A 23,509-nucleotide genomic window follows, 5' to 3' on the forward strand; every position below is an offset into this window, starting at 1 on the left:
CCGATCAGCGCTCGACCTCGCGATTCCAGCGCTTGGTCCATTCCTCGCGCTTGTCGTTGATGACGGTCCAGTCCGGATTATAGAGCTTTGCGGCACGCTCGCCGATCGGCGCCATCTTGCCGAGCTCGGGCGGGATCACCAGCGATTTCAGCACTGGGCCATAGCCATAGTCCTTCAGCAAAACCAGCTGGGTTTTCGGGTCGAGCAGCTTCTTGATGAAGCTCGCCGCGAGCGGCGAGACATTCGGCTTGGTGATGGGACAGGCGGTGGTCAGCAATGTCGCGGCGCCTTCCTTGGGATAGACGAAGTCGACGGGGAAGCCGGTATTGGCAAAGCTCTGCACGCGGCCCGTGCCCCACACCGCGATCACGGCCTGGCCGGACTGGAACAGCTCGGTCATCTTGCCCGGCGACGGCTCATAGGCGAGCACGTTCGGATTGATCTGCTCCTTGAAGATCTTGAAGCCGGAATCGACATTGGACTCGCCGCCGCCGTTCATCTTCGACAGCATCACCAGCGCTTCGAGGCCATAGGTGTTGTTGATCGGCGGGATCACGAGCTGCTTGGCGTATTTCGTGTCCTTCAAATCGTTCCAGGAGCTCGGCGGCGCCCAGCCCTTCTCTGCAAACACCTTGGTGTTGTACATCAGGCCGGTCGCGACGATGCCGATTGCGACCGCGTGATCGTCCTTGAAGCGCGCGGTGTCGTAGAGATCGGCCGGCAGTCCGTCGAGCTTGCCGCAGAAGCCGAGCTGGATCGCCTGGTACATCGGGCCGTCGTCGACGATGGCGACGTCGATCTGCTGGTTGCCCTTTTGCGCCTGTAGCTTTGCCAGCGTGTCGGTGGAGTTGCCGGCGACGTACTCGACCTTGACGCCGTTCTCCTTCTCGAAGGTCGGGATCACCTCGTCGCGGATGGTCTTTTCGAACGAGCCGCCATAGCCGGCGACATAGAGCGTCTTTTGCTGGGCCGTGGCGACCGACGGGGCGGCGATGAGAGCCGCGATGCTGACCGCTGTCAGAAGGCGAAAAGTCTTCATGTGGTCCGATCTCCATACCGGGATGAGGTGACGTGCCGACGAGTCTCGTTGGCTGAACCTTCCGCATTTCCTTCCGCGCAAATCCCTCTCCGACCAGGGCTCCGGCCCCTGGTGGACGGGTTTTGGCGCGATCCGGAGGTTTGAACCCCTCCAATCTGCCGAAAAAGCGGGCCTTTTCCAGCTCTGATGAAAAGGATCGCAAACTCTGGCTTCCATCGTCCAATGAATAATGGCAGCCTCTGCATGCCGAAATGTTATGAATGGAAATCGGGATGGCGCGGATCAATTCGCGGCAGGTGGAGGCCTTCCGAGCGACGATGCTGACCGGCAGCGTGACCGAGGCGGCGGCGCTGATGACCGTGACGCAGCCGGCGGTCAGCCGGTTGCTGCGCGACCTCCAGGCGCTGTTGAAGATGGAGTTGTTCGAACGGCGCGGCACCGGCCTGGTGCCGACCGCTGCGGCAATGGCACTCTACACCGAAGTCGAGCGCTCCTTCGTCGGCCTCGAACGCATCACCGCGGCAGCCGAGGAAATCCGCGGCCGCCGCACCGGCTCACTGCGGATCGCAGCACTTCCAGCGCTGTCGAATGGCTATCTGCCCCGACTGGCCGGGCATTTTCTGAAAGAGCGGCCCAACCTCAACCTCGCCTTCTTCGGTGTGATCTCGCCGATCGTGGTCGACTGGGTGCTGAACAATCAATGCGACATCGGCTTTGCCGAGGTGCCGATCGCGCATTCCGGCCTTCCGAGCCAGAAGCTGCCGGCGCCGGCGCGCGTTGCCGTGCTGCCGACAGGTCATCGCCTCGCGGAAAAGGAAGTTTTGGAGCCGCACGACTTCGAGGGCGAGACCTTCATCTCGTTATCAGCGGGCTCGTCGAGCCGTCATCTCGTCGATCAGATATTCCACCGTCACGATGTCCGCCGCGTGCTGCGGGTGGAGACCGCGCTGTCCGAGATCATGTGCGGCATGGTGTCGTCGGGGCTCGGGGTCGCGATCTGCGATCCCTTCACCGCGCAGGAATTTTCCACCCGCGGCGTCGTCGTGCGCCGCTTTCTGCCGCGCATCGATTTCGAATTCTCGGCGGTCTTTCCGGCGCAGCGCAGCCCCTCGCCGGTGGCGCTGGATCTGGTCGAGACCATGCGCAAGTCGCTCGCGGAATTCGAGGAGGCAGCTCTCAGCCGTTGAACGCCGCCTGCGCCTCCGGCAGGTCCCAGATCTTGCCGATCGCAGCCGTCCCCGCCGCCGTGATCGCCGCTTCGTCGGCGCCAAGATAGCGGCCGGCATCGACCAGCATACGGCCGTCGACCATGACCTGATCGATATTGGCGCGATTGGCGAGCGCGATCAGCGCCCGGCGCGGGTCGAACAGCGGCTGAAGATGCGGATGGGTGAGATCGACGATCGTGAGGTCGGCGGTCGCGCCGGGCTCGATGCGGCCGAGGTCAGGCCGCTTGATCACGTCTGCGGCGATTGCCGTGTTGGCCTCGATCAGCTGGGGCGAGTTCGCGACGTCAGCGCGCGCTGAGGTGATCTTGGAGATCAGCGAGGCGGCATTGAGCTCGCCGAGCAGGTCCATGTTGTAGCCGTCGGTGCCGACCACGGTGCGAACGCCGTGCTCCGCGAACCGGCTGAAGGCCGCGGTGACGCCGGCGCGCGCAAACACGCGCGGGCAGTTGAGAACCGTCATGCCGCGCGCGGCCATCAGCTTGAGATCGTCGTCGGTGCTGAACATGCAGTGCGCCGCCATCAGATCCGGGGCCAGCAGGCCGAGCCAGTCGAGATATTGCGCCGGCGTGCGGCCGCCATAGCGCTTGCCGATGGTCTCGACCTCGGCACGGCTCTGCGCCATATGCGTCGTAATGGGAACGCCAAGCGCGCGCGCCCGCGTGGCGCAGGCTTTCAAGAGATCGGGGCCGCAGGTGTCGGTGGCGTGTGGGCTCATCGCAAGGCCGATGCGACCGTCGCCGCGATTGTTCCAGCGCTGGTAGAGCGCATCCCAGGTCGCCATGTCGGCGGTGCCGTCATCGCCGGAGTAGCGAACCACGCCGTCGGGACCGGCCTTGGCGTCGGACGTCGAGAACAGATAGGGCGCACCGTAGAAGCGGATGCCCATCTCTTCCGCCGCGTCGAACATCTCCGGGATCGAATTGCGGAACGGCTCCATCACCGTGGTGGCGCCGCCCTTCAGGAGTTGAAGAATGCCGAGCCGCGCGACCGCCATGCGCTCTTCCGCCGACAAGATATCAGCGCCGCGCTTGGTCAGCGGCAAAAGCACCGTGTAGACGATGCTCTGGTTGTTCTTGCGGCCATTGCCGTCCTCGGTGTGGCTGCGCGCCACCGCTTCCGAGAAGCAGTGATTGTGTAGGTTGAGGAGGCCGGGCAGAACGAAACGGCCGGGGCGGTCATGCACCTCGTCCGCGCGCGGCTTATCGCGCGTGACCGCGGCGATCGTCTTGCCTTCGATCAGCACCCAGTGGTCGCGCAACACGTCCTGCGCGCCGTCCTTGCGTGACAGCACATAGCTGCCGAAAATTGCTGAGGTGCTCATGCGGGGCGTACGTTCCAGAAGACGGCGGTGCCGTCGAGAATGCCGGTGATGGCTTTGCGATAGGCGGTCGGCTGCTTGTACAGGCCGATCGGAATATAGGGGATTTCCTGGAAGGCCACCGCCTGGATCTCACGGCAGATGCGCTGCTGCTCCGCGAGCTCGGAGGCCGCGAGCCATTGGCTGCGCAAGGCTCCCATCTTCTCGCTCGCATACCAGCCGGCGACCTTGCCCTCACCCCGGATGTTGGTGTTGCCGGCCGGATTGAGCCAGTCGATGCCCTGCCAGTTGCCCACTGCGGCGCTCCAGCCGCCCTGCGGAAGCGGATCTTTCTTGAGCTGGCGCTGCAACACCACGGCGAAATCGAGCCCGGCATATTCGACGTTCATGCCCGCCTTGCGCAAGGAGTCGACGGCGATCTCGCCAAGCGGCTTCTGCGCCAGCGAGTTGGTGGGCACGAGCACCACGATCTTCTCACCATTGTAGCCCGCGGCCTTGAGATCGGCCTTCACCTTGGCGTAGTCACGCGGGCCGCGGAACACGTCGAGGCCGACCTCGCTCGCCATCGGCGTATTCGGCGCGAAATAGCCGATCGGGGAGACCTGGAAGTTCGGATCGGTACCGGCCACCGCGGTCATGAAGGCGGATTGATCGATCGCCCCCAGGAGCGCGCGGCGAACGGCAGGGTTGTCGAACGGCGGCTGAAGATGATTGAGGCGCAGCATGCAGGCATAACCCCGGGGATCGAGGATGCGCGTCTCGATGTCGCCGGCAGCCTTGATGATCGGCAGCAGATCGTGCGGCGTGGTTTCCTGCCAGTCCTGCTCGCCGGTTTGCAGCGCGGCGACGCCGGTGCCGGCATCGGGCGTGGTGGTCCAGACCACCCGATCGTAGTGCACGATCTTCGGACCCGCGGTCCAATCCGGCTTGCCGTCGCTGCGCGGCTGATAGCGCTCGAACCTGGCATAGGCGTTGCGCGCACCCTGCACACGCTCGTCGGCGAGATAGCGGAACGGGCCGCTGCCGATCACTTCGGTCAGTGGCTTGAACGGATCCTGGCTCGCCAGCCGCTCCGGCATCATGAAGCACGCGTTGATCGCGGCCTTCCCGAGCGCCTGCGGCAGTAGCGGGAACGGACGCTTGAGGCGGAAGCGGATGGTGCGGTCGTCAGTGGCCGACAGTTCGTCAGTCGCCTCCATCAGCTCACCGCCAAAGCCGTCGCGTGCGGCCCAGCGGCGGATGCTCGCGACGCAGTCGCGGGCAAGCACGCGCTCGCCGTCGTGCCAGAACAGGCCGTCGCGCAAGCTGAGGTCCCATTGCAGCCCATCACCGGAGACGACATGGCCCGACAGCATCTGCGGCGAGACCTGGAGCGAAGAGCTGATGCCATAGAGCTTGTCGTAGACCATGAAGCCATGGTTTCGCGACACTTGTGCCGTGGAATAGATGGGGTCGACGAAGGCGAGGTCGATAACGGGAATGAAGCGCAGCGTGGTCTGGGATTCGGCGCGCAGGATGCCCGGGAACGACAGCGCCGGTACAGCGGCTGCGGCCTTGAGGAGCGAACGGCGAGAGACGGGCATTGCAAGAGGCTCCTGAAGGATCTTACGTGTTCAGCAAGACGGCACCGATCGCAGCGGCCACCGCCTGTTGCGCCGGCTCGACCACGGGAACGCCGATCGCTTCCGCAATCGCCGCGCGATGCGAGGCCATGCCGGCGCAGCCCATCACCACGACATCGGCACGGCATTGCGTGACGAGCGCGCGGCCGGCTTCGATCAACCGGCGCCGGATGTCCGCGCCCGCCGTCTCGGCCGCGCTCGCTCCGACCGACCAGCTTCCAGCATAACGACTATCGACGCCCATCAATCGCACCATCCGCTGCTGACGGCGGATGCTCGACGGCGACAGCGCGATAATTCCAAAACGTTCGCCCAGCATCAGCGCGCGAAAGATGCCGCACTCGGCGATGCCCATCACCGGGCGCCCGGCGGCTGCCTCGCGCACCGCATGCAGGCCGGGATCGCTGAAGCAGGCCAGCACGAGGGCATCCGCATCGTCGCGCGACACACGATTGACCAGCGGCATCACAACGCTGTCGGCGTCACGTTGCGAGCTGATGCCGGGCGGCCCCTCGGCAAGGCCCACGACGTCGATCTCCGGTCCGCCGGCGATGCGCAGCGGCGCGACCGCGTCGTCGATCGCCGCCGTCACCGATGCGGAGGAGTTGGGGTTGATGACAAGGATGCGGGTCATGGCGTGGCTCAACTTTTGCCGGCCTCATGGCGCAGGAAGTTGGCTGCGATCTTCTCACCGGTCGTGATCCAGACGTCCGGGCACGACTTTGCGTAACTCAGGAACTCTCGCAGCAGGCGCAGCCGCATCGGTCGGCCGCTGCATTGCGGATGCAGCACGGTCGTCACCATCGCGCCCCAGTCGCGGACTTCGTCGAGCTCGTCCTTCCAGATCGAAAGCACATGCTCCTTCGGGAAAATCGAGCGCGGACTGAAGCGCGCGGACAGGCCGTGCATCCAGTCGTCATAGCTTGCGGTCACCGGCAGCTCGATCGTGCCGGGCTTGCCGTCGGCGAGACGATGCCGATAGGGCCGCACGTCGTCGCGAAACGAGGAGGTGTAGACGATGCCGTGGCGCACCAGCGCCACCCGCAGCTCCTCGGTGAACTCGCCGTAAGGCGCGCGATAGCCGGTCGGCCTGACGCCAAGCCGGCGCTTGAGCGCATCAAAGCCGCGCTCCAGCTCCTCCTCGATCCAGGGATCGCCGGGATCCGGAAGGAGATGGTGATAGCCGTGGTGGCCGATCTCGTGGCCGGCCTTGAGAATGGACTCGGCCATCGCCGGATGCGCGTCGACCGACCATCCCGTGACGAAGAAGGTCGCCTTGAGATCGAGCTGATCGAGCAGCTCCAGGAGTTTCGGCGTGCCGACGCGCGCCTCATAGCCGCCATAGCTCATGGTGATGAGCCGCTGCGCGTGCACCGCGTCCTTGCTGGTCCATGCGCTCTCCGCGTCGACGTCGAACGACAGGAACATCGCCGAATTGTACGGCTTCGGCCAGGGGTATTCCGGCGCAGGATCCGCGGTGTTGGCCGGAACGAGCGGAATGCTCTGGAGCGCCTTACTGTCCAGCATTGATGGTCGCCTTTTCGAGTGCGTTGTCGGTCAGTTTCCACTTGGCAAGCAGCGTACGATAGGTGCCGTCCGCGATCAGCGCATCGACCGCCTCCAGAATGGCTTGCTGCAGCGCCTTTTCCTTGACCGGCAGGGCGATGCCGGTGAATTGCTGCGCGATGGGCTCGCCCACAGTCGCATAGGTGCCGGGCTCGAGGTCCATGATGTAGGGCAGCGTCTCGTTGCCCTGGGCGGCGGCATCGATGCGGCCCTGCCTGAGCTGGGTGCGGGCGTCGGCCGAGCCGTCGGTGCCGACGAACTGGATCGGATTGGTGCCGCAATTCTTCTCGCTCCAGGCCGCGATCTGCGCCGGGAACATGGTACGGCGGCTGGCGCCGACCTTCTTGCCGCAGAGCGCGGCTGCGTCCTTGAACTCCGCCTTGCGCGACTGCTGCACGAAGAACTGCGGACCGCTGCGCAGATAATCGACGAAAGACGCGATCTCGTGGCGGCTGGCATAGTCCGTGAAGCCGGACAGGATGGCGTCCACCCGCCCGGTCGAGATCGACGGCATGAACTCGGCAAAGCTGGTCTCCTGCCATTCGATCTTGACGCCGAGCTTGCGGCCGATGGCCTCGCCGAGATCGATGTCGAAACCGGACAACGCGTTGGTGGCGGGATCTCGGAACTCCATCGGCGGATAGTTCGGCACCAGCGCGACCTTGATGCTGCCGCGCTTGGCGATCTCCGCCGGCAGCTCGACTGCCATGACCGGCGCGCTCATGGCGCCAACGAGTGCTGCCGTAACCAGAAGTCTCTTCATCAATACGCCCCCATGCTAGATCACTGCCGAAAGAAATGCCCTGGTACGCTCCTCGCGCGGCGCGCCCAAGACATCGGATGCACGCCCCTGCTCGACGATCGCGCCCTGGTCCATGTAGACGACGCGGTCGGCGACCTCGCGCGCGAAGCCGAGTTCGTGTGTCACGACCATCATGGTCATGCCGCTCCGCGCCAACTCCTTCATGACCGCCAAGACCTCGCCGACGAGCTCGGGATCGAGCGCGCTGGTCGGCTCGTCGAACAGCAACAGCATCGGCTTCATGGCAAGCGCGCGGGCAATCGCGACCCGCTGCTGCTGGCCGCCGGAGAGCTGGGCGGGATACGAGTCCGCTTTGGCCGACAATCCGACGCGCCGCAGCAGCTCGATCGCCTCCGCACGCACCTCGTCGGGTTTTCGGCCCTGCACCTGGAGCGGACCTTCGGTGATGTTTTCGAGCGCGGTTTTGTGCGGAAACAGGTTGAAGCGCTGGAACACCATGCCGGTTTTCAGCCGCTGCCGCCCGATTTCGCGCTCGGTGAGGCGATGCAGCCGCCCGCCCTGCTCGCGCACGCCCAAGAGCTCGCCATCGAGCCAGATGCCGCCACTGTCGATCGCGGCGAGCTGGTTGATGCAGCGGAGCAGTGTGGTCTTGCCGGAACCGGAAGCTCCGATTAGGCACATCACCTCGCCGGGCCGGATGTCGAGCGTGACGTTTTTGAGAGCCTGAAACTCGCCAAAACTCTTGCTGACGGAGCGGATCGCGACGAGGGGTTTTGTCATCGTGCGAGCCGCAATGTGCCACGCGCAAAACGGCGCTCGAGCAGCATCTGGAGCGGCGTCAGGACCGAGACGACGAGGAGGTACCAGAGCCCGGCCACGATCAGGAGTTCGATCACGCGCGAATTGGCGTAGTAGATGTTTTCGGCGTTGTGCAGCAGTTCCGGATACTGGATGACGCTGGCGAGCGAGGTCGCCTTCACCATGCCGATGAACTCGTTGCCGAGCGGCGGGATCACCACCCGCATCGCCTGCGGCAAGACGATGCGGCGCAGCGCTCGCAAGCGTCCCATGCCGATCGCCTGCGCCGCCTCATATTGCCCGATATCGACCGACAGCATGCCGGCGCGCATCACTTCCGACGTATAGGCGCCCTGGTTGATGCCGAGCCCAAGCAGCGCGGCAAGGAACGGCGTCATGACGTCGACGGCGCGCGCGCTCCAAAGGCCGGGAATGCCGATGGTCGGAAACACCAGCGCGAGATTGAACCACAGCAGCAGTTGCAGGATCAGCGGTGTGCCGCGGAAAAACCAGGTGTAGCCAGCTGCGACGGTCTTCAGCACCGGATTGGGCGACAGCCGCATGATCGCGACCACCACGCCGAGGAAGATGCCGAGCGCCATCGCCAGCACCGCCATCACCATGGTGTTGACGATGCCTTCGAGAATCACCTTTACGGTCAGAAAGCGGCTGACATAGGACCATTCGATCTGGCCGCTGGCAAAGGCGCGAACGATCAATGCAAGCACAGCAATGATCAGCGCTGCGCTGATCCAGCGAAACCAATGCGGCTTGCGCGCGATCCGCATCCCCGATAGATCGGGAAAACCCTCCGCGAGTGCCGGTACCGACTTCATTGCGGCGCTGCGTTCAGCATGGGCTGGGCGACCGCGTTGGCGCCGAGACCCCATTTGTCGAGAACGGCCTTGTAGGAGCCGTCGGCGATCATCGCGGCGAGCTTCTCGGTCACGACCTCACGAAGCGCCGCATCGTCCTTGCGGAACATGATGCCCTGATAGCCTTTGGCAAAGGGCTCGCCGATCACGCGGTATTTGCCGGGTTCCTGCGTCTGCGCATAAGGCAGCGTCTCGCTGCCCTGCACGGCGGCGTCGATGCGGCCCTGCTTGAGCTGGTTGCGAACGTCGATCGAGTTCTCGCCCGGCACGTACTGGATCACTGGCTTGCCGGCCGGCTCGCAATTCTGCTTGCTCCACTTCTCGATCTCGACCGGGAAGCTGGTGCTGCGGGTAGTCCCGACCTTCTTGCCGCAGAGATCGGTCGCAGCCTTGGCTTCGTTCTCCGCCATCACGAAGAACTGCGGGCCGGTCCCGAGATAATCGACGAAATCCGCGGTCTCGCGCCGCGACGCGCGATCGGAGATGCCGGAGATAATGAAATCGGCGCGCTTGGTCTGGAGCGAGGGGATCAACTCGGCGAACGGCGTCTCGCTCCAGACGATCTTCACGCCGAGCCGCTTGGCGAGTTCGTTCGCCAGATCGACGTCGAGCCCGACCAGCTCATTCGTCGCAGGATCGCGGTATTCCATCGGCGCGTAAGTGGAGTTGACCGTGAGCTTCAACGCGCCCGCCTGCTTGATTTCCGCCGGAAGCTCCGCCGCCTGCGCGGACGTCACGGCCGCCAACGCTACGATGCCGAGGAAATACGAGAGGCGCGTCATATCGGATCCTTTGCCAGTGTTGTTGGAACGTCCTGTCAGTCTGCGTCGAGAACCGCGGGCTCGATCACGCCGGCGCGTTCGGTGATCACCCTGTATTGCTCCGGCCGCCGGTGCGCAGCGAAATTGAACATCTTGTCCTTGCCCTGGCGGCAGAGATCGAGATCGATGTCGGCGACGATCACCTCGTCAGTCAGCGTTGCGGCCTGCGCGACGATGCGGCCATTGGGATCGACGATGCAGGAGCCGCCGATCAGCCCGGAGCCGTCCTCCTCGCCTGCCTTCGCCACCGAGATCGCCCAGGTCGCGTTCATGTAGGCGTTGGCCTGCGTCACCAGCGTGGAGTGGAAGGTGCGCAAGGAGGCATCTTCCGTGCTGCCGCCATTGGGATCATAGGCCGCCGAATTGTAACCGATGCAGACGAGCTCGACGCCCTGCAGGCCAAGCACGCGCCAGGATTCCGGCCAGCGGCGATCGTTGCAGATCATCATGCCCATGATGGCGTGGGCCCAGGCCGATCCGGAGCGGAAGGCCGGAAAACCGAGGTCGCCATATTCGAAGTAGCGCTTCTCGAGCTGTTGGTAGCGCGCACCTTGTCGCGGCTCGACCGAGCCCGGCAGATGCACCTTACGATACCGGCCGAGCAGCTCGCCGTCGCGATCGACCAGGATGGCGCAATTGTAGCGGCGTCCATCCGGCGTCAGTTCGGCATAGCCGACATAGAAGCCGACGCGCAGCGCACGCGCACGGTCGAACAAGGCGGCGACGTTCGGGTTCGGCATGCCGCGTTCGAAATAATGGTCGAGCGCCTCGCCTTCGAGCAGCCAGCGGGGAAAGAATGTGGTGAAGGCAAGCTCGGGAAACACCACAAGGCTGGCGCCGCGGCCGGCGGCCTCCTCCAGCAGCGCAAGCATCCGCGACAGCGTATGCTCGCGCGTATCGGCTTTTTGCGTCGGCCCCATCTGTGCGGCGGCGGCGCGAAGGACACGAACCAAGATTGCCTCCAATCTGTGCGCAGTGGCGCCTCAATGGGCGGATGAACCCTTTGATGCGACGTGCAAATCCGCTGCCATTACGCGGAAGCGGGGCTGCAAAATCAATTCGTTCTGCTATGATGTTTTGGCCCAGAGTATAATCGGCAGTGATATGAACCTGCGCCAGCTCGAGATTCTCCGCGCCGTCATCCGCCACCGCACCACGGTTGCGGCCGCCGACGAACTGGCGCTGTCGCAGCCTGCAGTCAGCAATGCGCTGAAGACGATGGAGGCGCAGGCGGGTTTTGCGCTGTTCGAACGCGTCAACAACCGGCTGTTTCCGACCACGGAAGCGATGGCGCTCTACAAGGAGAGCGAAGCTATCTTCGCGTTGCACGCAAAGCTCGAGAGCCGCGTGCGCGATCTGCGCGAGAACCGCTCCGGGCATCTCGCGCTGGTCGCGACGCCGCCGCTCGCCTACAGCATCATCCCCTCGGCGCTGTCAGGCTTTCTGCGCCGCCGCCCGGAAACGCGGGTGTTCTTCGACGTGCGGCGCTATGAGGGCATCATCGAAGGTGTGCTCAACCGCGTCGCCGAGCTCGGCTTCGCGCTCGGGCTGACACATCATCCGGGCATCGCCCATGAGGTGGTGCACACCGGCGAGATGGTGTGCGTGCTGCCGCCGCAGCACCCGCTCGCCGACCGGCCGGTGATCTCGGCCGCGGATCTGTCCGGCCTGCCCTTCATCGGGCTCGAGCGCGGCACGCGACTCGGTGAAGCTGTGCGTGACAGTTTCGCCCGCGCCGGCGCGCCGTTCCAGCCGACTGTCGAGGTACGCTACTGCAACACGGCCTGCGTACTCGCCGCCGCCGGCGTGGGCGCCGCGGTGGTCGATCCCTTCTCGCCGCGGCAGAACGGCGGGACCGGCCTCGTCGTGCGGCCGTTCGCGCCGACGACGCACGCGGTCGCCTATATGCTATGGTCGGAAGCCGAGCCGCTGTCGCGCCTGGCCAAGGCGTTTCTCGACGAGGTCCGGAAAGAGAGTGCGCTGCTGGAGCGCGCAGTGCCACACCAGCAACATGGGGCAGGAAGCGACCAGGCTTGACCTTTACCCGAGGGCACATGGCACGCATCACCATCATCGAGACCGGGCAGGTCCCACAAAAATATCGCGAGCGCCACGGTTCGTTCCCGGACATGTTCGAGCGCATGGTCCGCGCCGAGGATCCGACAGCGACGATCGACATCGTCAGCATTCCGAGCGGCGATGCGCTTCCCGACCCGAGCAATTTGGAGGCCGTGCTGATCACCGGCGCGGCCGCCGGCGTCTATGACGGGCTCGACTGGATCGCGCCGCTGGAAGATTTCGTGCGCAAGGCCTACGCCAACAGGACACCGATGGTCGGCGTCTGCTTCGGTCATCAATTGATCGCGCAGGCGCTCGGAGGCACCGTGCGCAAGTCGGAGAAGGGCTGGGGCATCGGCCGGCACGTCTATCAGGTGCTGCCGGACAACGGCGTCGTTGACGGCGGAGTGGTCGCCATCGCCTGCTCGCATCAGGACCAGGTGATTGAGCCGCCGAACGATGCGCTGACGATCCTCTCCTCCGATTTCACCCCGCATGCCGGCTTGCTCTACGCCAACGGCGCGACGCTCACCCTGCAGCCGCATCCGGAATTCGACGTTGAGTTTGCGCAAGTGTGCTGCGAGCTGCGCGTCGGCAAGGCGCCGGACGCGGTCGTTGCCACTGCGAGGGAGTCACTGGCGAAGCCGATGGATCACGCCAAGCTTGGTGGCGCGATTACGAGATTTTTGGCGCACAAATCCATCCCCTCATCCTGAGGAGCGCGCTCTCGCGCGCGTCTCGAAGGATAGAGGCCCGGATGCTGCAACAATCGGGCCTGCATGGTTCGAGACGCCGCTTCGCGGCTCCTCACCATGAGGGTTGAAATCTCAGAACGGATCGGTTCCTAACCCCGCCACATCCGCAGGCCTTGGCCCCGGTGCCGGCCAGTGAAACCGCCGGTCCTTGTCCGCAATCACGACGTCGTTGATCGAGGCCTCGCGCCGCCGCATCAGGCCGTGCTCGTCGAACTCCCACTGCTCGTTGCCGTAGGAGCGATACCACTGGCCGCTCGCATCGTGCCATTCGTACTGGAAGCGCACGGCGATGCGGTTTTCGTCGAACGCCCAGAGGTCCTTGATCAGGCGGTAGTCGTGCTCCTTCTCCCATTTGCGGGTGAGGAACGCGACGATGGCTTCGCGCCCCTGAAAAACCTCGGAGCGATTGCGCCAGCGGCTGTCCTCGGTGTAGGCGAGCGAGACGCGCACCGGGTCGCGCGAATTCCAGGCATCCTCGGCCATGCGGGCCTTTTGCGCTGCGGTCTCACGGGTGAAGGGCGGAAGCGGCGGGCGCGACATGAGGGCCTCATCGGTTGGCGGGAGTGCAATCTATCGCCGCGCGCGGGGGAGTCGAGAGGCCGTCCGCTATCGCCCGATCACGAAATCAGATCAGCCTTCATCAAGGCGCGGATCGACTTGGGGATCGGCTGGGCGCGGCCGCCGCTGATGAAGGCGACGCGCACCTCGGCTTTGACCAGCACGACTTCGCCGCGCCGCACCTCCTGCGCCAGCATGATGGAAGCGCCCTTCACCGCGACCGGCCAGGTCACGACGTCGAGCACGTCGTCCATCCGGGCAGGCTTGAGGAAATCCAGATGCATCGAGCGCACCACGAACGCGAAGCTTGCGTCTTCCGTCTCGGCCTGCTCGAACAAGGCCTGCTGCTCCGCGCCCATCAGCCGCAGATGGTTGGTCCGCCCGCGCTCCATGAAACGCAGATAGTTGGCGTGATAGACGATGCCGGAAAACACTGGTTTGACGATGTCGCAACAGACGCGTGGCGAGTTGCTTTCATTGGGTCGCTGGACGGCTAAGCATTGCGCCCATAGCTCAGCTTGATAGACCCCGCCCTCCGAAGGCATGTGTCAACTCAATGAGGCTAAAACTTCAACAGCTTGCGGGACATGTGTTCATGGCTTCACACTCGCAAGAAATTCGCGTAGGCACTGCGTAAGTGGCAGATGCACCGCTAGCTCAGCTGGATAGAACGTCGCCCTCCGAAGGAAGGCTACACGTTCGAATCGTGTCGGGTGCGCCACTTGCGAACAAAACTGGGCACTCCTGCCGGCGCAGCCCCGCCGCCCATCACCAGGCGTTCAAGGACCGTTCTGCGGCCAATGATGCGGATTTCCGCGTCGTCGACTTCAACCTGGTCGATGACGGAACGGATGTAAGCCCGCCTGAAAGGCGTGTCCAGGAGCTGAAGACCACTCAACACGCCTGACAGCACTGCGGGCAAAGCTCTCCGACGCCGACGGACGCCTAGGAAGGCTCTATGCCGCTATCGAAAACGGCATAGCCGATCCGGCTGATACGACCCTCAAAGAGCGGGTCGCGACGGTGAAGACTGAACGCGATATCGCGCAGGTCGCCTTCAACCGCGCGGTAGCGGAGATGCGTCCCAGTGCCCGGATCACGGAGGAAAATATCGCCGCATTCACCCAGACGATGCGGGCAAATGTTCTGTCCGGCGATACGCCGCGCTACACACTTGCGGTCTTGCTGCTCTTTTTTCTCGCGGCCTTTCGGAGTAAGGCCAAGGCGGTCCGCTTCTTCCGTGAATTCGTTCGATACCAGGTTGCTGCCGCTGAGGGCGAGCACCGTCAGCTGAAGCTGCATGCTTTGGGAAAGGTTACTTAACGCGTTGAAAATGTTGGTCGTAGTCGCCATTCAAATTCGCCCCTGCGATTGTTATTATGTCAATTGTACCAGTTTTGGCGTTGGCTCGTCCAATGCGGGGGTACTTCAATAAGTCTCGATATGTAGCTGCTGGCGGATGTCCCCTTTTCTTCACTTGGCTGACGCCACCTCCGGCCCTAGTTTCGCGAAAGCAACGAAGCTTTGAGGCGTTTCCCTAATCGAAACAGCAACCGGTCGGTTACCAAGCTTTTGTGATGGCAACGCGTTTCTTGTTTACGCTCATGACAAAGGCTCGTTCGGATACCGACCAAAAATGACGCGCAATGCAGCCGGTCGTATCCTCGTAGAAGCCTGCTCAGGCATCAACCACCGGCACCTACTATTGGACAATACCACCTGGAAAAATGCTTCTAGGTTTAGAGTGCCGTGACTGATTGTCTCAACCTGTTCAGATCGAAACCTTGTGCGTACGGCTGGCACTCGAATTCAAAGCAGTTGCTCTCACGAGACCGCCACGGAGCCGCCGGGAGCATAGGACGCCGGAAAGTCCGCTAGGACGACCCTCAATTCGAACTACCGCGATTTTGGCCGCAACCGTCTGGCGATCAGGGTTACGCCATGGAAGAACTGATCACCGAGCTTGGTGCGGCGTTCCTGTCAGCCGATCTCGATCTGACGCCCGAGGTCCGGGAGGATCATGCGTCCTATATTGAAGGTGCTGAAGGCGGGTACGGTCGCGCCACTCTTAAAGCGGCTGAGCAACTCGCTTCTCGACCGGTTGCATTTTCCCTCGCATCTACGTTCAATAGGTGTATGGTAAAGAAGCTGGTCCTTCACGGGAATTGCAGTGTCCCGGCGCCTGAGCCGTAACGGGCGCTCACTGTGGGGCCGTTTCAGGTTTGCGAAGCATATGCAGGCCGCGATTCAGCTGCTTGCCCCGATTTTTTCTGTGGGGGCGATATGAGCATGCGAGCGCCTCTAGTCGCAGTTATCGCGGTCAGCTGGGTAATCTCCGCAGCTGCTTCCGCTTTCGCGCAGCAACTTCAGGTCATTGGCAACGATCCTGTTGCCGGGCCGCTCTGCGCCGGGCCTTTGGGCCCTGGCCCCTGTGCCGCCGTGCAGCAGTACATATTGAACCAGCAACAAGGGCAGCAGCCTGGCCCGCCGCGGGTGCGTCCGATGCCGGGTGCTCCCGGTCCCGGGTCAGGCACTCCAAACAGCGGAACCGCGCAGCAGATTGCGATCCAATGCGCGCAGCAAGCGGGCGGCTATGTAGGCTTGTTCGCTGCGTGCGCCGGCCAGAATGTTATCCTGCCCGAAAAACAGCAGGCCGTTCTGGATTGCGCAGTGTCGAATTCAGATACGGAAGGATTTGCGAGCTGCGCGGCTCCTCATTTTGGCATACAGCTCAGCGACGATCAGCGCATTGTCGCCGACTGCGCGATGCAGTCTCAAGGCGACCGAGATGACTTTCTCGGGTGCGCCGGGACACGATTCGCAAATCAACACCTGACACCGGAGCAACAGGCTGTTCTGAATTGCGCCGCGACCTCGGGCGGTGACGCCTCGGACTTCGCCTCGTGCGCCGCCTCGCGGATCATCGGGGCCCTTCTTAACAGGGAACAAAGGATCGCGGTCCAATGCGCCGCGCAGTCGCAGGGGGACTACGGCACCTTCGCATCCTGCGCGGGCGCCAATCTGTTCAATCTGAACCTGAACCCCGAACAACAGATAGCCGTACAATGCGTCGTCCAGACCGGCGGCCAGTCTTATGCAGCCGCCGGCTGCATGGCCACGCGCCTGACGGCACGTGAGTTGGAGAAGTGCTTTACTGACGGCATCGGCGGCTCAGGTTGTTTCGGCGACAACAATGATTTCATTGGACGTAATGGGTGGACCGCGCGAACGATGGGGCAGATTGCGGGCGGCCCGAATTCTGTCATTCGCAACCCCGGCCAGATATGGGGCGGCGATAATTCGTTCGTCAGGAATCCGGGTCAGATATGGGGTGGGTCGAATTCCTTTGTGCGCAACCCGGGCCAGTTCTGGGGCGGCAACAATTCGGTCTTCAACAACCCCGCGCAACTTGCGCCGCCGCCGGTCACGCTCGGCACGGTCGGAGGCCATCGCATTTGCGTCCCTTGGTGTTAGTGTAAGAAACGTTCGGAGTTAGCCATGGGCAAATGCACTCTAAGTGGATTGGCGAGTGTCGCGTTCTGCTTGTTCTGGTTATTTGCCCAGAATGCCTGGGGGCAGCAACCCGACGACCTCGTCATAACGACCCATCACATAAATGCGGTCCGCGACGCGCGGACGCCCTGGAACGAAATTCAGAATTGCATGCGTGACGCCGCCTGCGCGGCGGCGGTCAACGGAATCGGGGCGCAGGTCGGAATCCCGTCGAATGCAATCCGGCTGGTCGGCGCCGGCGCCGCATTCACGGCCAGGCCCGAGGGCGAGGAGACGCACTACTCAATTCCCGCGCTGGATGGCCGCAAGATTTGCCGCGTGCAGGTCCGGACGACGTCCGTTGTGCCCGCGACCGGCGACCGGGCATCGCTGTTCTCCCTCAGCGCCGCTCCGGCCGCGGTGGCAATCTATACGTGGACGCCGCGCAGAGGTATCGGTGGGGGACGAAGCTGGTACGATGGGATGGTCTTTGTCGCTCACGTGAAGGCCGGGCTCGCCGACGACTACTCCAAATCCGGGAAATGCAGCGTGCCCCAGACCGGCCAGCCCGCCGCCTACGCATGCCGAGGGGCCAGCGGTGTGAACCACGGGCTAGCAGCTTGCGGTTCCAAAGATCTATGAAATCCAGTGGAGTGAACCCGCATGATGCCGCTCGCAAGGCTGTGGACCTGGATAGGCCAGATTTTCATCCCGCTTGCCATCGGGTGGGCCATCTACATTCGCAATGGCTTCGGAGAGAAATTGCCTCCAGACGGCGTCCTGATATCGCGCGGATACTGGGGACTCCTCATTGCGCTGCTCGCGGGCAGCGCGCTTGTCTGGACGTGCGCTCTATATATCGGGCTGGCCAGCAAACGGCGCGCACTGCTTCTTGTTCCGCCCAATACCGCCTTTGAAGACGCCAAGGATCGCAGTGCGGTGATCTCCTATGGCACCGCTTGCATTTTCGCGCTTGCGGTGCTCGCTGCGCTCATCACGTTCGGAGCCCGCTATTCGGAGAGCTTTATTCACGGCTGGAATTCACGAACTCCGGTTCAGCAGGGATTCTGGAGCAGTCGGATAAAGGCCCACGAGGTGGGATGCAGTTCGCAGCCATGTTATGCGGTCGGTCCCAGAATTGATGGTACTGGCACTACGGTGTTCGGAGTCAACGAGTACATCCTGTATGTGACCGACGGTGTTCTGGCCCTGTTCGCTCTACTGCTGGGTTCGGGTCTCGTCTATCTCGCCGTCGTGCTGACGCGGCGGCCCTCACGTTAAGCACGGCTTGGCCCCGGACGCCGCGGCACGTTGATGACCGGGAGCCGTCGCGTGCAAATTAAGCCGCGAGAGGGGGACGAGTGGAAATCCCGTTTTTGCGATGAACATTCCGCGCCCGGATAACCGGCTACGCACTCAGCCTGCGCGTCCCAGGCAGCGGCGTGATCACTCCCCCGCATTCCATTCTTCTGAAGGCCACGGAAACTGGTTTGGCCCATTGTGGCCTGCTGACCAGCCTATGACCTATGTCGCACATGCCCGTGTGCGTATTCTGAATTCATGGGAAAATGAAATTGGCACATGAATAGAGAAAGCAGCGGGAGGTAGTGTAATGGCTGGAAAATACGAATCTGAACGCCGTGAGCGACTTGCCGAGCGGCGCACGTCGAACGTCGACTCCGATGATCCCCTCCCGCTGGAATCCCGGTTCGGCCCAAACAGCTTCGGTTGCCACGAAGCCCTGCATGTCACAAATCTTGTCCTTGGTCTTATTGAGTGTGAACTGGCTGAACATCCCGCGATCCTGCTTCAGCCGGAATGGTACGCTCATGTAAGGAAGGTGCAGGACGAGCTGTACGTCCTTTATCCGGAGATTGCCGTAACGCAATCGTAGACCGGTTGCCATTGGTGTCCGGCGCCGAGCCGATAACCGTCTGCAGCAAGCCCTGTCTGGGAAAGAACGCCGTTCTTCCCGGAACGAGGGTCCGGCACCGGGAGCGCAGCCTAGCCCGGCATACGGAAGTACGGCCCCGCCGGCGCCCTGCGGATATTCTGTGAATTCCATTTGCGCACGAGGCCAGAAAATCCGCGGTTTCGCGCGGATTTTGCAGCAACAACTGCCGATATGATAAAATGTATCTGTGGAATTATTGCGAAGGATATTCGAACTGGTGGGCAGCCTGCCCCTGCGTGGCCCGCACGACGGTTATGAAGGCATCCTGCTGGCGCGAGGACTCAAGCCCAGTGGGCTGCTCTGTACAGCCGGCGCGCCGGGAGAGCCGCCGATCCATTGTGACGAAACGTTCGAACGCGAAATACTGGATCAGATCCTGATCGCCGACGAGGCCGTGGCAGCGGGAAAACTCAGAAAATATGTCGTCGTCATACCGCCCCCGAATTTTTTCTCGGACCAGCACACGCTCTTCAACAATTTCTACGCGCAGCCGGAGCATGAAGACGACATGCGCCTGTTTGCCGAAGGGCACAGGGCCATATGGCTGCACGGACATGACGCCCCTCCCGGCCTGACGAAAGAAACCGGCGAGTATTTCGGTTACGCCAAAGCCGATCTCACCCCGCCGCATTCGAACCGGGGCGCGCGGTTCCTGCTGCACCATACCAACGATTTCCGGCGCTATTGCAGGATGCGGGCTCTGCTGTCAAAGCCCGCACCGTAGTGCTTATCTCGCGTGACCGCAGTCGCGAACATCCTTCCAGACATCGCATGTTATCGCAGAACGGACATTCCCTACCGTTGATGTCACGGGCGCAATGTCCGCAGGAGCCAGACGCGAAATCTTTACGCTTGCTATGACGCCCCCAAACTGCGGCCACCGGTCAGCCGAAGCGCCGGTGCTTTACCGCCTTTTGCTCATCGCGCTCACGCGGTCCGCTTCCGGTGGCGGCATGATGCTAAGCGATAGGCCACTCGGTGAAAGGACCGGCGCCCGATTTCCAAAAACACCGCGAAAAAAGATTGGTCAGTAACCCTGACCACCGCGACGCTACGCAAGCAAGCGCGTGCAGAGAGGCGAGTGCTGTATGCATATCGCGCAAGACGCAAGTTGACTCGTCGCGACAATTAGATAGTGTATTATTTTTGCGATAAACACTTAGGTTGAAGAACCAGCGCAACCCATGGACTCCGACTCGGGAGGTTTGCATGCGTGTTATCCAATTGGCGGTCGCGGCCCTTCTTCCCTGGTTCATTCTAAGTGTAGCGCACGCGCAGGGCCTGCAACCTGAAAGCAAGCAGGAATTTCAGCGGGTGTACGGACTCACGGCCAGGCCTTTGACATCGCCTTCACTGACCGGCCCGGCCGCAGCTGCCACCCGAAATAGTTTGCAGCAGCAAAGTGCCAACGAATTCAGACGTGTCTTCGGGCAGAACGCGTTGTCCGGCTCGGTCACGCTGCAAACTCTGTCAACGCCGCAGACCATCGATTCAATAAGCCTTTGCGGTGTGACCGACAGCACGGACAGCCGCAAATATTTTATTTTATGGCACCTGATCTCGCTTGATCTCTCGGCGCTCGATCACCGTGCGGTCATCGGCAACAGCCCGAATACCTATCATCTCCAGTTCGGCCCGGCGCGAACGGCGCGCGCACTCGCGCTCATTCACCAGGCAATGTTCGAAGCTTCTAACGCCTTCGAGCGAAAGTATCAGTCTACGTTGACCGGGTGGGAAACCGGCCCGACTGCGAGCGCATCGCAGGATGCAGCGATCATCGAAGCCGCTTATCAGGTCAGCGCATGGCTCTACCCTGGGCTCAACGATCAGCCTGCGGACGCAAATGATCCCGCCAATGTGAAGAGCCTGTTCAGTCTTTCGCAATACTACATTTGCTCCATGGCATCGCTCCCCGATGACGCCAAACGCAAAGCCGGCATTGACATCGGTCGTTCGGTTGCCGGCAAGATCATGGCTGAGCGTTCCCACGACGGCGCCGAACGGCCCGAACCGCTCTGGAACAAGGATTTTGTCCCGCGCAGGCCCCCCGGCGGCGCCGACTACGCCTTCCTTCAATGGCAGGTCGACCCTGTCTCGTCGCTCATGACGGCCCTTGGCACTTACTGGGGTGAGGTCAAACCTTTCGCCCTCACATCGGGTTTTCAGTTCCGTATCGCTGAAAATGACTCACCTGCGGAAACAGTGAGGAAGCTCGTTCCACCTAATGCCTATGACAAACTTCCTTCCTACACGGCCATCAAACGGGACGCGCGCGAGTCCCGTCTTGATCCGAGCGGCAAGATCACCCAGCCTCCGCCGGGTCGGGACGGGCTGCTCATCGCTCAGTTCTGGGCGTATGACGGTACAGCCAATCTCTGCGCTCCCGCGCGCCTCTACAATCAGATAGCGTCGGCCGCGCTGAATCAGATCGAGATGCATCCCGACGACGGTTATCGCCTCATCGAACCGACATCGACGACGGATATCGCGAGATTCTACGCTCTTATAAATCTCGCGATGGCCGATGCGGCAATCGCCGCCTGGGATTCAAAATTCCATTTTCAGTTCCCGCGTCCGGTCACTTACATCCGTGCATTCGATGAAATGACCGCGATGGCAGCCAATCAACCGGTGACAACGAAATGGTTTCCGATCGGAGCCCAGGTCACGAACTCGGATCAGACCAACAATATAACACCGCCATTTCCGTCCTACCCGTCCGGGCACGCGGTGTTCGGCGGCGCGCTCTTCGGCGAGCTTCGCCAATTCGTCAAGCCGACGACGACTTTCAAATTCATGTCGGACGAATTCAACGGGAAGAACAAGGATGTGTTCAACTACGTTCGCTGCGCGCCGGAGGACGCTCAGAAAGATCCACGATTCTGCAACAGCCGGGATTTCGTATTGGACTGCGCCGAACGTGAAAATGCCGATAGCCGCCTTTTTATGGGCGTCCACTGGGTCTTCGATGCCGATGACGGGATCGCGATGGGTAACAAGGTCGCCAGCCATGTTTACCGTCACATCATGAGACCGCTGGACGCACAAGGTCAGGCTTTCGATCCGCCTCTTCGTATTTTTTCAGTCACGCCCGATACCAAGCTGCGCACGGACCTCGTTTGCCCCGGAATAAACAATCTGCCGGCCGGCTGGGACGACACCGATGCGACCAACGGCTTCGGACCGCTTAAGATTGAAACGGTCCAGTAGCTCGCAGTTACAGAAGCGAATTCCGGCGGCCGGCGGGCCTGATGTGCTTCGATAGTTTGCCTTCAAAGGCCTTCCAGCAAGAAGCATTCTTCCCGGAAGACCCTGGAAGCACAATGAAGCGCGGTTCGGTGATTGCTCTCATTTCACCTTGTCATTACCCGGACGGATTTCTCCTTTTTCCATCCGCATTCCTCTCCTCGCACGCCGTGCCGGCGTCTCTGATCATGACTTCACTATGGGGCCCGGATGCTCGCCAATTTCGGCAAGCTAATTTTGCAAGAATAGTACAGTATTACGAAAACTATGCCGCATTTTTTTGCTGCCGAGCAAACTCATCGATGGTAATTATTCCGAATGAAAGCGGAAAATAGCAACATAAAAAGATTATCCGAGATTGCAAACGCAGTGTTCGACGGCAGTTTCCTTGCGATGCACGTTTCAACACTTGGCTCAGTGGTTACGTCAGTACTGGCCATGCCGCATTCTTCGTTCGCATCCGAAAGCCTCGGAGCCGGGCCTTTCCTCTTCTGCATGGCCGGCGTTGGAGTGAGCGCGGCGCTCGCTGCTCACTCCGGGATTGCAATATGGCTGCTCGATAGGTTCGATCGCGCGGCAAGCGAGACCACTCTCCCTTCATGCCGCCGGCAACGGTCTGAAGTTTACAGACAAACACGTCTAAGTTACGAAAACACGTAGAGGGCGATCAAAGCTTCCGCTACCATATTCGCGCGAACGCCATTTAGCATCAGATATCAAACGTCGCAGCAGGACCTCGACGGCATCCCTGACCCGGTCGCGTGCGCGAAGGCGGCGCGTACCGCTGCGGACGAGGCAAAAGGTTATAAGGATAATGCCGAGAAAGCCGCAAAAAGATGCGGCCACCGCTAAAGGTGCAGCAGAGGCGATAAGAAAAAAGCTGACCAAAGGCAAGTGTTACCAAAATATCCAGGCCGGCGCCACAATCCTCACTCTCGCAGGGTTGGCTTATCAAAGTTTCGAAATCACCAAGCAATCAAACATTACCGAACAACAGCTGCGGGTCGCATCGTACACCGAGGAACTCGGAATCGAGCAGAGATTGCGGGAAGGTACTCAGTCGATACAGAAACGTGTCTACGATAAGAACGGGGTTGCCGCGCCTCGATAGTTCATCCTCACATTCCTTCCGGGAAGAAAGCCATTCTTCCCGGAAGGACGGAGGGATCGGCAGCAGGCGAGCGGCCTAGAGCGGCGGACGGAAGTCCGGCCGCGCCAGCGCCCTGCGAATATTCTGCAGGTTCGCGCGGGCCGCGCGCAGCTCCGCCGAGCCTTCCGGCAGATTCGGCAGTTCGCCCGCGATGCGGCGGAGCAGAGCCGACAGCTCGGTCCGGGTGGCGCGCATCAGTTCGCCTTGGGTCAGTACACGCATGGTTTTCTCCTTTGCTTTCCGGCCGCGACCATCGCGGCCTTCA

25 protein-coding genes and 1 pseudogene are annotated in these 23,509 nt (G+C 62.1%); 11 read left to right on the forward strand and 15 right to left on the reverse strand.

Going from position 1 to position 23,509, the window contains the following annotated elements:
* Positions 1 to 4: 4 nt before the first annotated feature.
* Positions 5 to 1,039, reverse strand: a complete 1,035-nt coding sequence (locus tag GWG67_RS12630; RefSeq protein ID WP_275169639.1) for an ABC transporter substrate-binding protein — start codon at positions 1,037 to 1,039, stop codon at positions 5 to 7.
* A 272-nt stretch (positions 1,040 to 1,311) separates the two neighbouring features.
* Here GWG67_RS12630 and GWG67_RS12635 point away from each other — a divergent pair, with 272 nt between their 5' ends.
* Positions 1,312 to 2,226 carry a LysR substrate-binding domain-containing protein gene (locus GWG67_RS12635; protein WP_275169640.1) on the forward strand — a complete coding sequence of 305 codons (915 nt, stop codon included), beginning with the start codon at positions 1,312 to 1,314 and terminating at the stop codon, positions 2,224 to 2,226.
* Here GWG67_RS12635 and GWG67_RS12640 read toward each other — a convergent pair.
* The 9 genes from GWG67_RS12640 to GWG67_RS12680 are packed head-to-tail and all read right to left on the reverse strand — an operon-like array spanning position 2,216 to position 10,984.
* Positions 2,216 to 3,589: an amidohydrolase family protein gene (locus GWG67_RS12640; RefSeq protein ID WP_275169641.1), complete on the reverse strand. Its 1,374-nt coding sequence runs from the start codon at positions 3,587 to 3,589 to the stop codon at positions 2,216 to 2,218. The genes GWG67_RS12635 and GWG67_RS12640 overlap by 11 nt on opposite strands.
* Positions 3,586 to 5,169, reverse strand: a complete 1,584-nt coding sequence (locus GWG67_RS12645; RefSeq protein ID WP_275169642.1) for an ABC transporter substrate-binding protein — start codon at positions 5,167 to 5,169, stop codon at positions 3,586 to 3,588. The genes GWG67_RS12640 and GWG67_RS12645 overlap by 4 nt, the downstream gene beginning before the upstream one ends.
* Positions 5,170 to 5,191: 22 nt before the next feature.
* A complete protein-coding gene (locus tag GWG67_RS12650; RefSeq protein ID WP_275169643.1) occupies positions 5,192 to 5,842 on the reverse strand; it encodes an aspartate/glutamate racemase family protein in 651 nt (216 codons plus the stop codon).
* 8 nt (positions 5,843 to 5,850) lie between these two features.
* A complete protein-coding gene (locus GWG67_RS12655; RefSeq protein WP_275169644.1) occupies positions 5,851 to 6,735 on the reverse strand; it encodes a polysaccharide deacetylase in 885 nt (294 codons plus the stop codon).
* A complete protein-coding gene (locus GWG67_RS12660) occupies positions 6,722 to 7,537 on the reverse strand; it encodes an ABC transporter substrate-binding protein (protein WP_275169645.1) in 816 nt (271 codons plus the stop codon). The genes GWG67_RS12655 and GWG67_RS12660 overlap by 14 nt, the downstream gene beginning before the upstream one ends.
* A 15-nt stretch (positions 7,538 to 7,552) precedes the next feature.
* On the reverse strand, positions 7,553 to 8,317 hold the full coding sequence (locus tag GWG67_RS12665; protein ID WP_275169646.1) for an amino acid ABC transporter ATP-binding protein: 765 nt from the start codon (positions 8,315 to 8,317) through the stop codon (positions 7,553 to 7,555).
* Positions 8,314 to 9,171 (reverse strand): amino acid ABC transporter permease, encoded by an 858-nt coding sequence (locus GWG67_RS12670; RefSeq protein WP_275169647.1) that lies wholly within the window; start codon positions 9,169 to 9,171, stop codon positions 8,314 to 8,316. The genes GWG67_RS12665 and GWG67_RS12670 overlap by 4 nt, the downstream gene beginning before the upstream one ends.
* Complete coding sequence (locus GWG67_RS12675) at positions 9,168 to 9,992, reverse strand: ABC transporter substrate-binding protein (protein ID WP_275169648.1); 825 nt, start codon at positions 9,990 to 9,992, stop codon at positions 9,168 to 9,170. Before GWG67_RS12675 ends, GWG67_RS12670 begins: the two co-directional genes overlap by 4 nt.
* Before the next feature lie 35 nt (positions 9,993 to 10,027).
* Entirely contained in the window at positions 10,028 to 10,984 is a 957-nt protein-coding gene (locus GWG67_RS12680; protein WP_007596405.1) for an N-carbamoyl-D-amino-acid hydrolase, read from the reverse strand.
* Positions 10,985 to 11,135: 151 nt separating this feature from the next.
* On the opposite strand from GWG67_RS12680, the gene GWG67_RS12685 reads away from it, so the two are divergent.
* Positions 11,136 to 12,068, forward strand: a complete 933-nt coding sequence (locus GWG67_RS12685; protein ID WP_275169649.1) for a LysR family transcriptional regulator — start codon at positions 11,136 to 11,138, stop codon at positions 12,066 to 12,068.
* A 17-nt stretch (positions 12,069 to 12,085) separates the two neighbouring features.
* Positions 12,086 to 12,805 (forward strand): type 1 glutamine amidotransferase, encoded by a 720-nt coding sequence (locus GWG67_RS12690; RefSeq protein WP_275169650.1) that lies wholly within the window; start codon positions 12,086 to 12,088, stop codon positions 12,803 to 12,805.
* Between the two features lie 111 nt (positions 12,806 to 12,916).
* Here the strand turns inward: GWG67_RS12690 and GWG67_RS12695 are convergent, their stop codons facing one another.
* The 4 genes from GWG67_RS12695 to GWG67_RS12710 form a co-directional block, all read right to left on the reverse strand.
* Positions 12,917 to 13,384, reverse strand: a complete 468-nt coding sequence (locus GWG67_RS12695) for a nuclear transport factor 2 family protein (RefSeq protein ID WP_275169651.1) — start codon at positions 13,382 to 13,384, stop codon at positions 12,917 to 12,919.
* A gap of 77 nt (positions 13,385 to 13,461) precedes the next feature.
* Positions 13,462 to 13,947 (reverse strand): YbgC/FadM family acyl-CoA thioesterase, encoded by a 486-nt coding sequence (locus GWG67_RS12700; RefSeq protein ID WP_275169652.1) that lies wholly within the window; start codon positions 13,945 to 13,947, stop codon positions 13,462 to 13,464.
* Positions 13,948 to 14,093: 146 nt separating this feature from the next.
* Positions 14,094 to 14,315: a hypothetical protein gene (locus tag GWG67_RS12705; protein WP_275169704.1), complete on the reverse strand. Its 222-nt coding sequence runs from the start codon at positions 14,313 to 14,315 to the stop codon at positions 14,094 to 14,096.
* A 32-nt stretch (positions 14,316 to 14,347) separates the two neighbouring features.
* Positions 14,348 to 14,755 carry a hypothetical protein gene (locus tag GWG67_RS12710; RefSeq protein WP_275169653.1) on the reverse strand — a complete coding sequence of 136 codons (408 nt, stop codon included), beginning with the start codon at positions 14,753 to 14,755 and terminating at the stop codon, positions 14,348 to 14,350.
* Between the two features lie 570 nt (positions 14,756 to 15,325).
* Between GWG67_RS12710 and GWG67_RS12715 the strand changes: the two are divergent.
* From GWG67_RS12715 to GWG67_RS12750, 8 genes and pseudogenes are all read left to right on the forward strand, one after another.
* Positions 15,326 to 15,436: pseudogene (locus GWG67_RS12715) on the forward strand (zincin-like metallopeptidase domain-containing protein); the annotation flags it as partial.
* 249 nt (positions 15,437 to 15,685) lie between these two features.
* On the forward strand, positions 15,686 to 16,876 hold the full coding sequence (locus GWG67_RS12720) for a hypothetical protein (protein WP_275169654.1): 1,191 nt from the start codon (positions 15,686 to 15,688) through the stop codon (positions 16,874 to 16,876).
* Between the two features lie 24 nt (positions 16,877 to 16,900).
* Positions 16,901 to 17,536: a hypothetical protein gene (locus GWG67_RS12725; protein WP_275169655.1), complete on the forward strand. Its 636-nt coding sequence runs from the start codon at positions 16,901 to 16,903 to the stop codon at positions 17,534 to 17,536.
* Positions 17,537 to 17,557: 21 nt separating this feature from the next.
* The gene (locus tag GWG67_RS12730) at positions 17,558 to 18,175 is read left to right on the forward strand and encodes a hypothetical protein (protein ID WP_275169656.1); all 618 of its coding nucleotides are present in this window, start codon (positions 17,558 to 17,560) and stop codon (positions 18,173 to 18,175) included.
* Between the two features lie 331 nt (positions 18,176 to 18,506).
* Positions 18,507 to 18,788 carry a hypothetical protein gene (locus GWG67_RS12735; protein WP_275169657.1) on the forward strand — a complete coding sequence of 94 codons (282 nt, stop codon included), beginning with the start codon at positions 18,507 to 18,509 and terminating at the stop codon, positions 18,786 to 18,788.
* A 277-nt stretch (positions 18,789 to 19,065) separates the two neighbouring features.
* On the forward strand, positions 19,066 to 19,572 hold the full coding sequence (locus GWG67_RS12740; RefSeq protein WP_275169658.1) for a hypothetical protein: 507 nt from the start codon (positions 19,066 to 19,068) through the stop codon (positions 19,570 to 19,572).
* 485 nt (positions 19,573 to 20,057) lie between these two features.
* Complete coding sequence (locus GWG67_RS12745; protein WP_275169659.1) at positions 20,058 to 22,058, forward strand: vanadium-dependent haloperoxidase; 2,001 nt, start codon at positions 20,058 to 20,060, stop codon at positions 22,056 to 22,058.
* An 850-nt stretch (positions 22,059 to 22,908) separates the two neighbouring features.
* Positions 22,909 to 23,205: a hypothetical protein gene (locus GWG67_RS12750; RefSeq protein ID WP_275169660.1), complete on the forward strand. Its 297-nt coding sequence runs from the start codon at positions 22,909 to 22,911 to the stop codon at positions 23,203 to 23,205.
* A 75-nt stretch (positions 23,206 to 23,280) separates the two neighbouring features.
* On the opposite strand, the gene GWG67_RS12755 is transcribed toward GWG67_RS12750, so the two are convergent.
* Positions 23,281 to 23,466: a hypothetical protein gene (locus tag GWG67_RS12755; RefSeq protein ID WP_275169661.1), complete on the reverse strand. Its 186-nt coding sequence runs from the start codon at positions 23,464 to 23,466 to the stop codon at positions 23,281 to 23,283.
* Positions 23,467 to 23,509: the final 43 nt, after the last annotated feature.

It is taken from the genome of Bradyrhizobium sp. CSS354 (assembly GCF_029051725.1).
Taxonomy (GTDB): Bacteria; Pseudomonadota; Alphaproteobacteria; order Rhizobiales; family Xanthobacteraceae; genus Bradyrhizobium.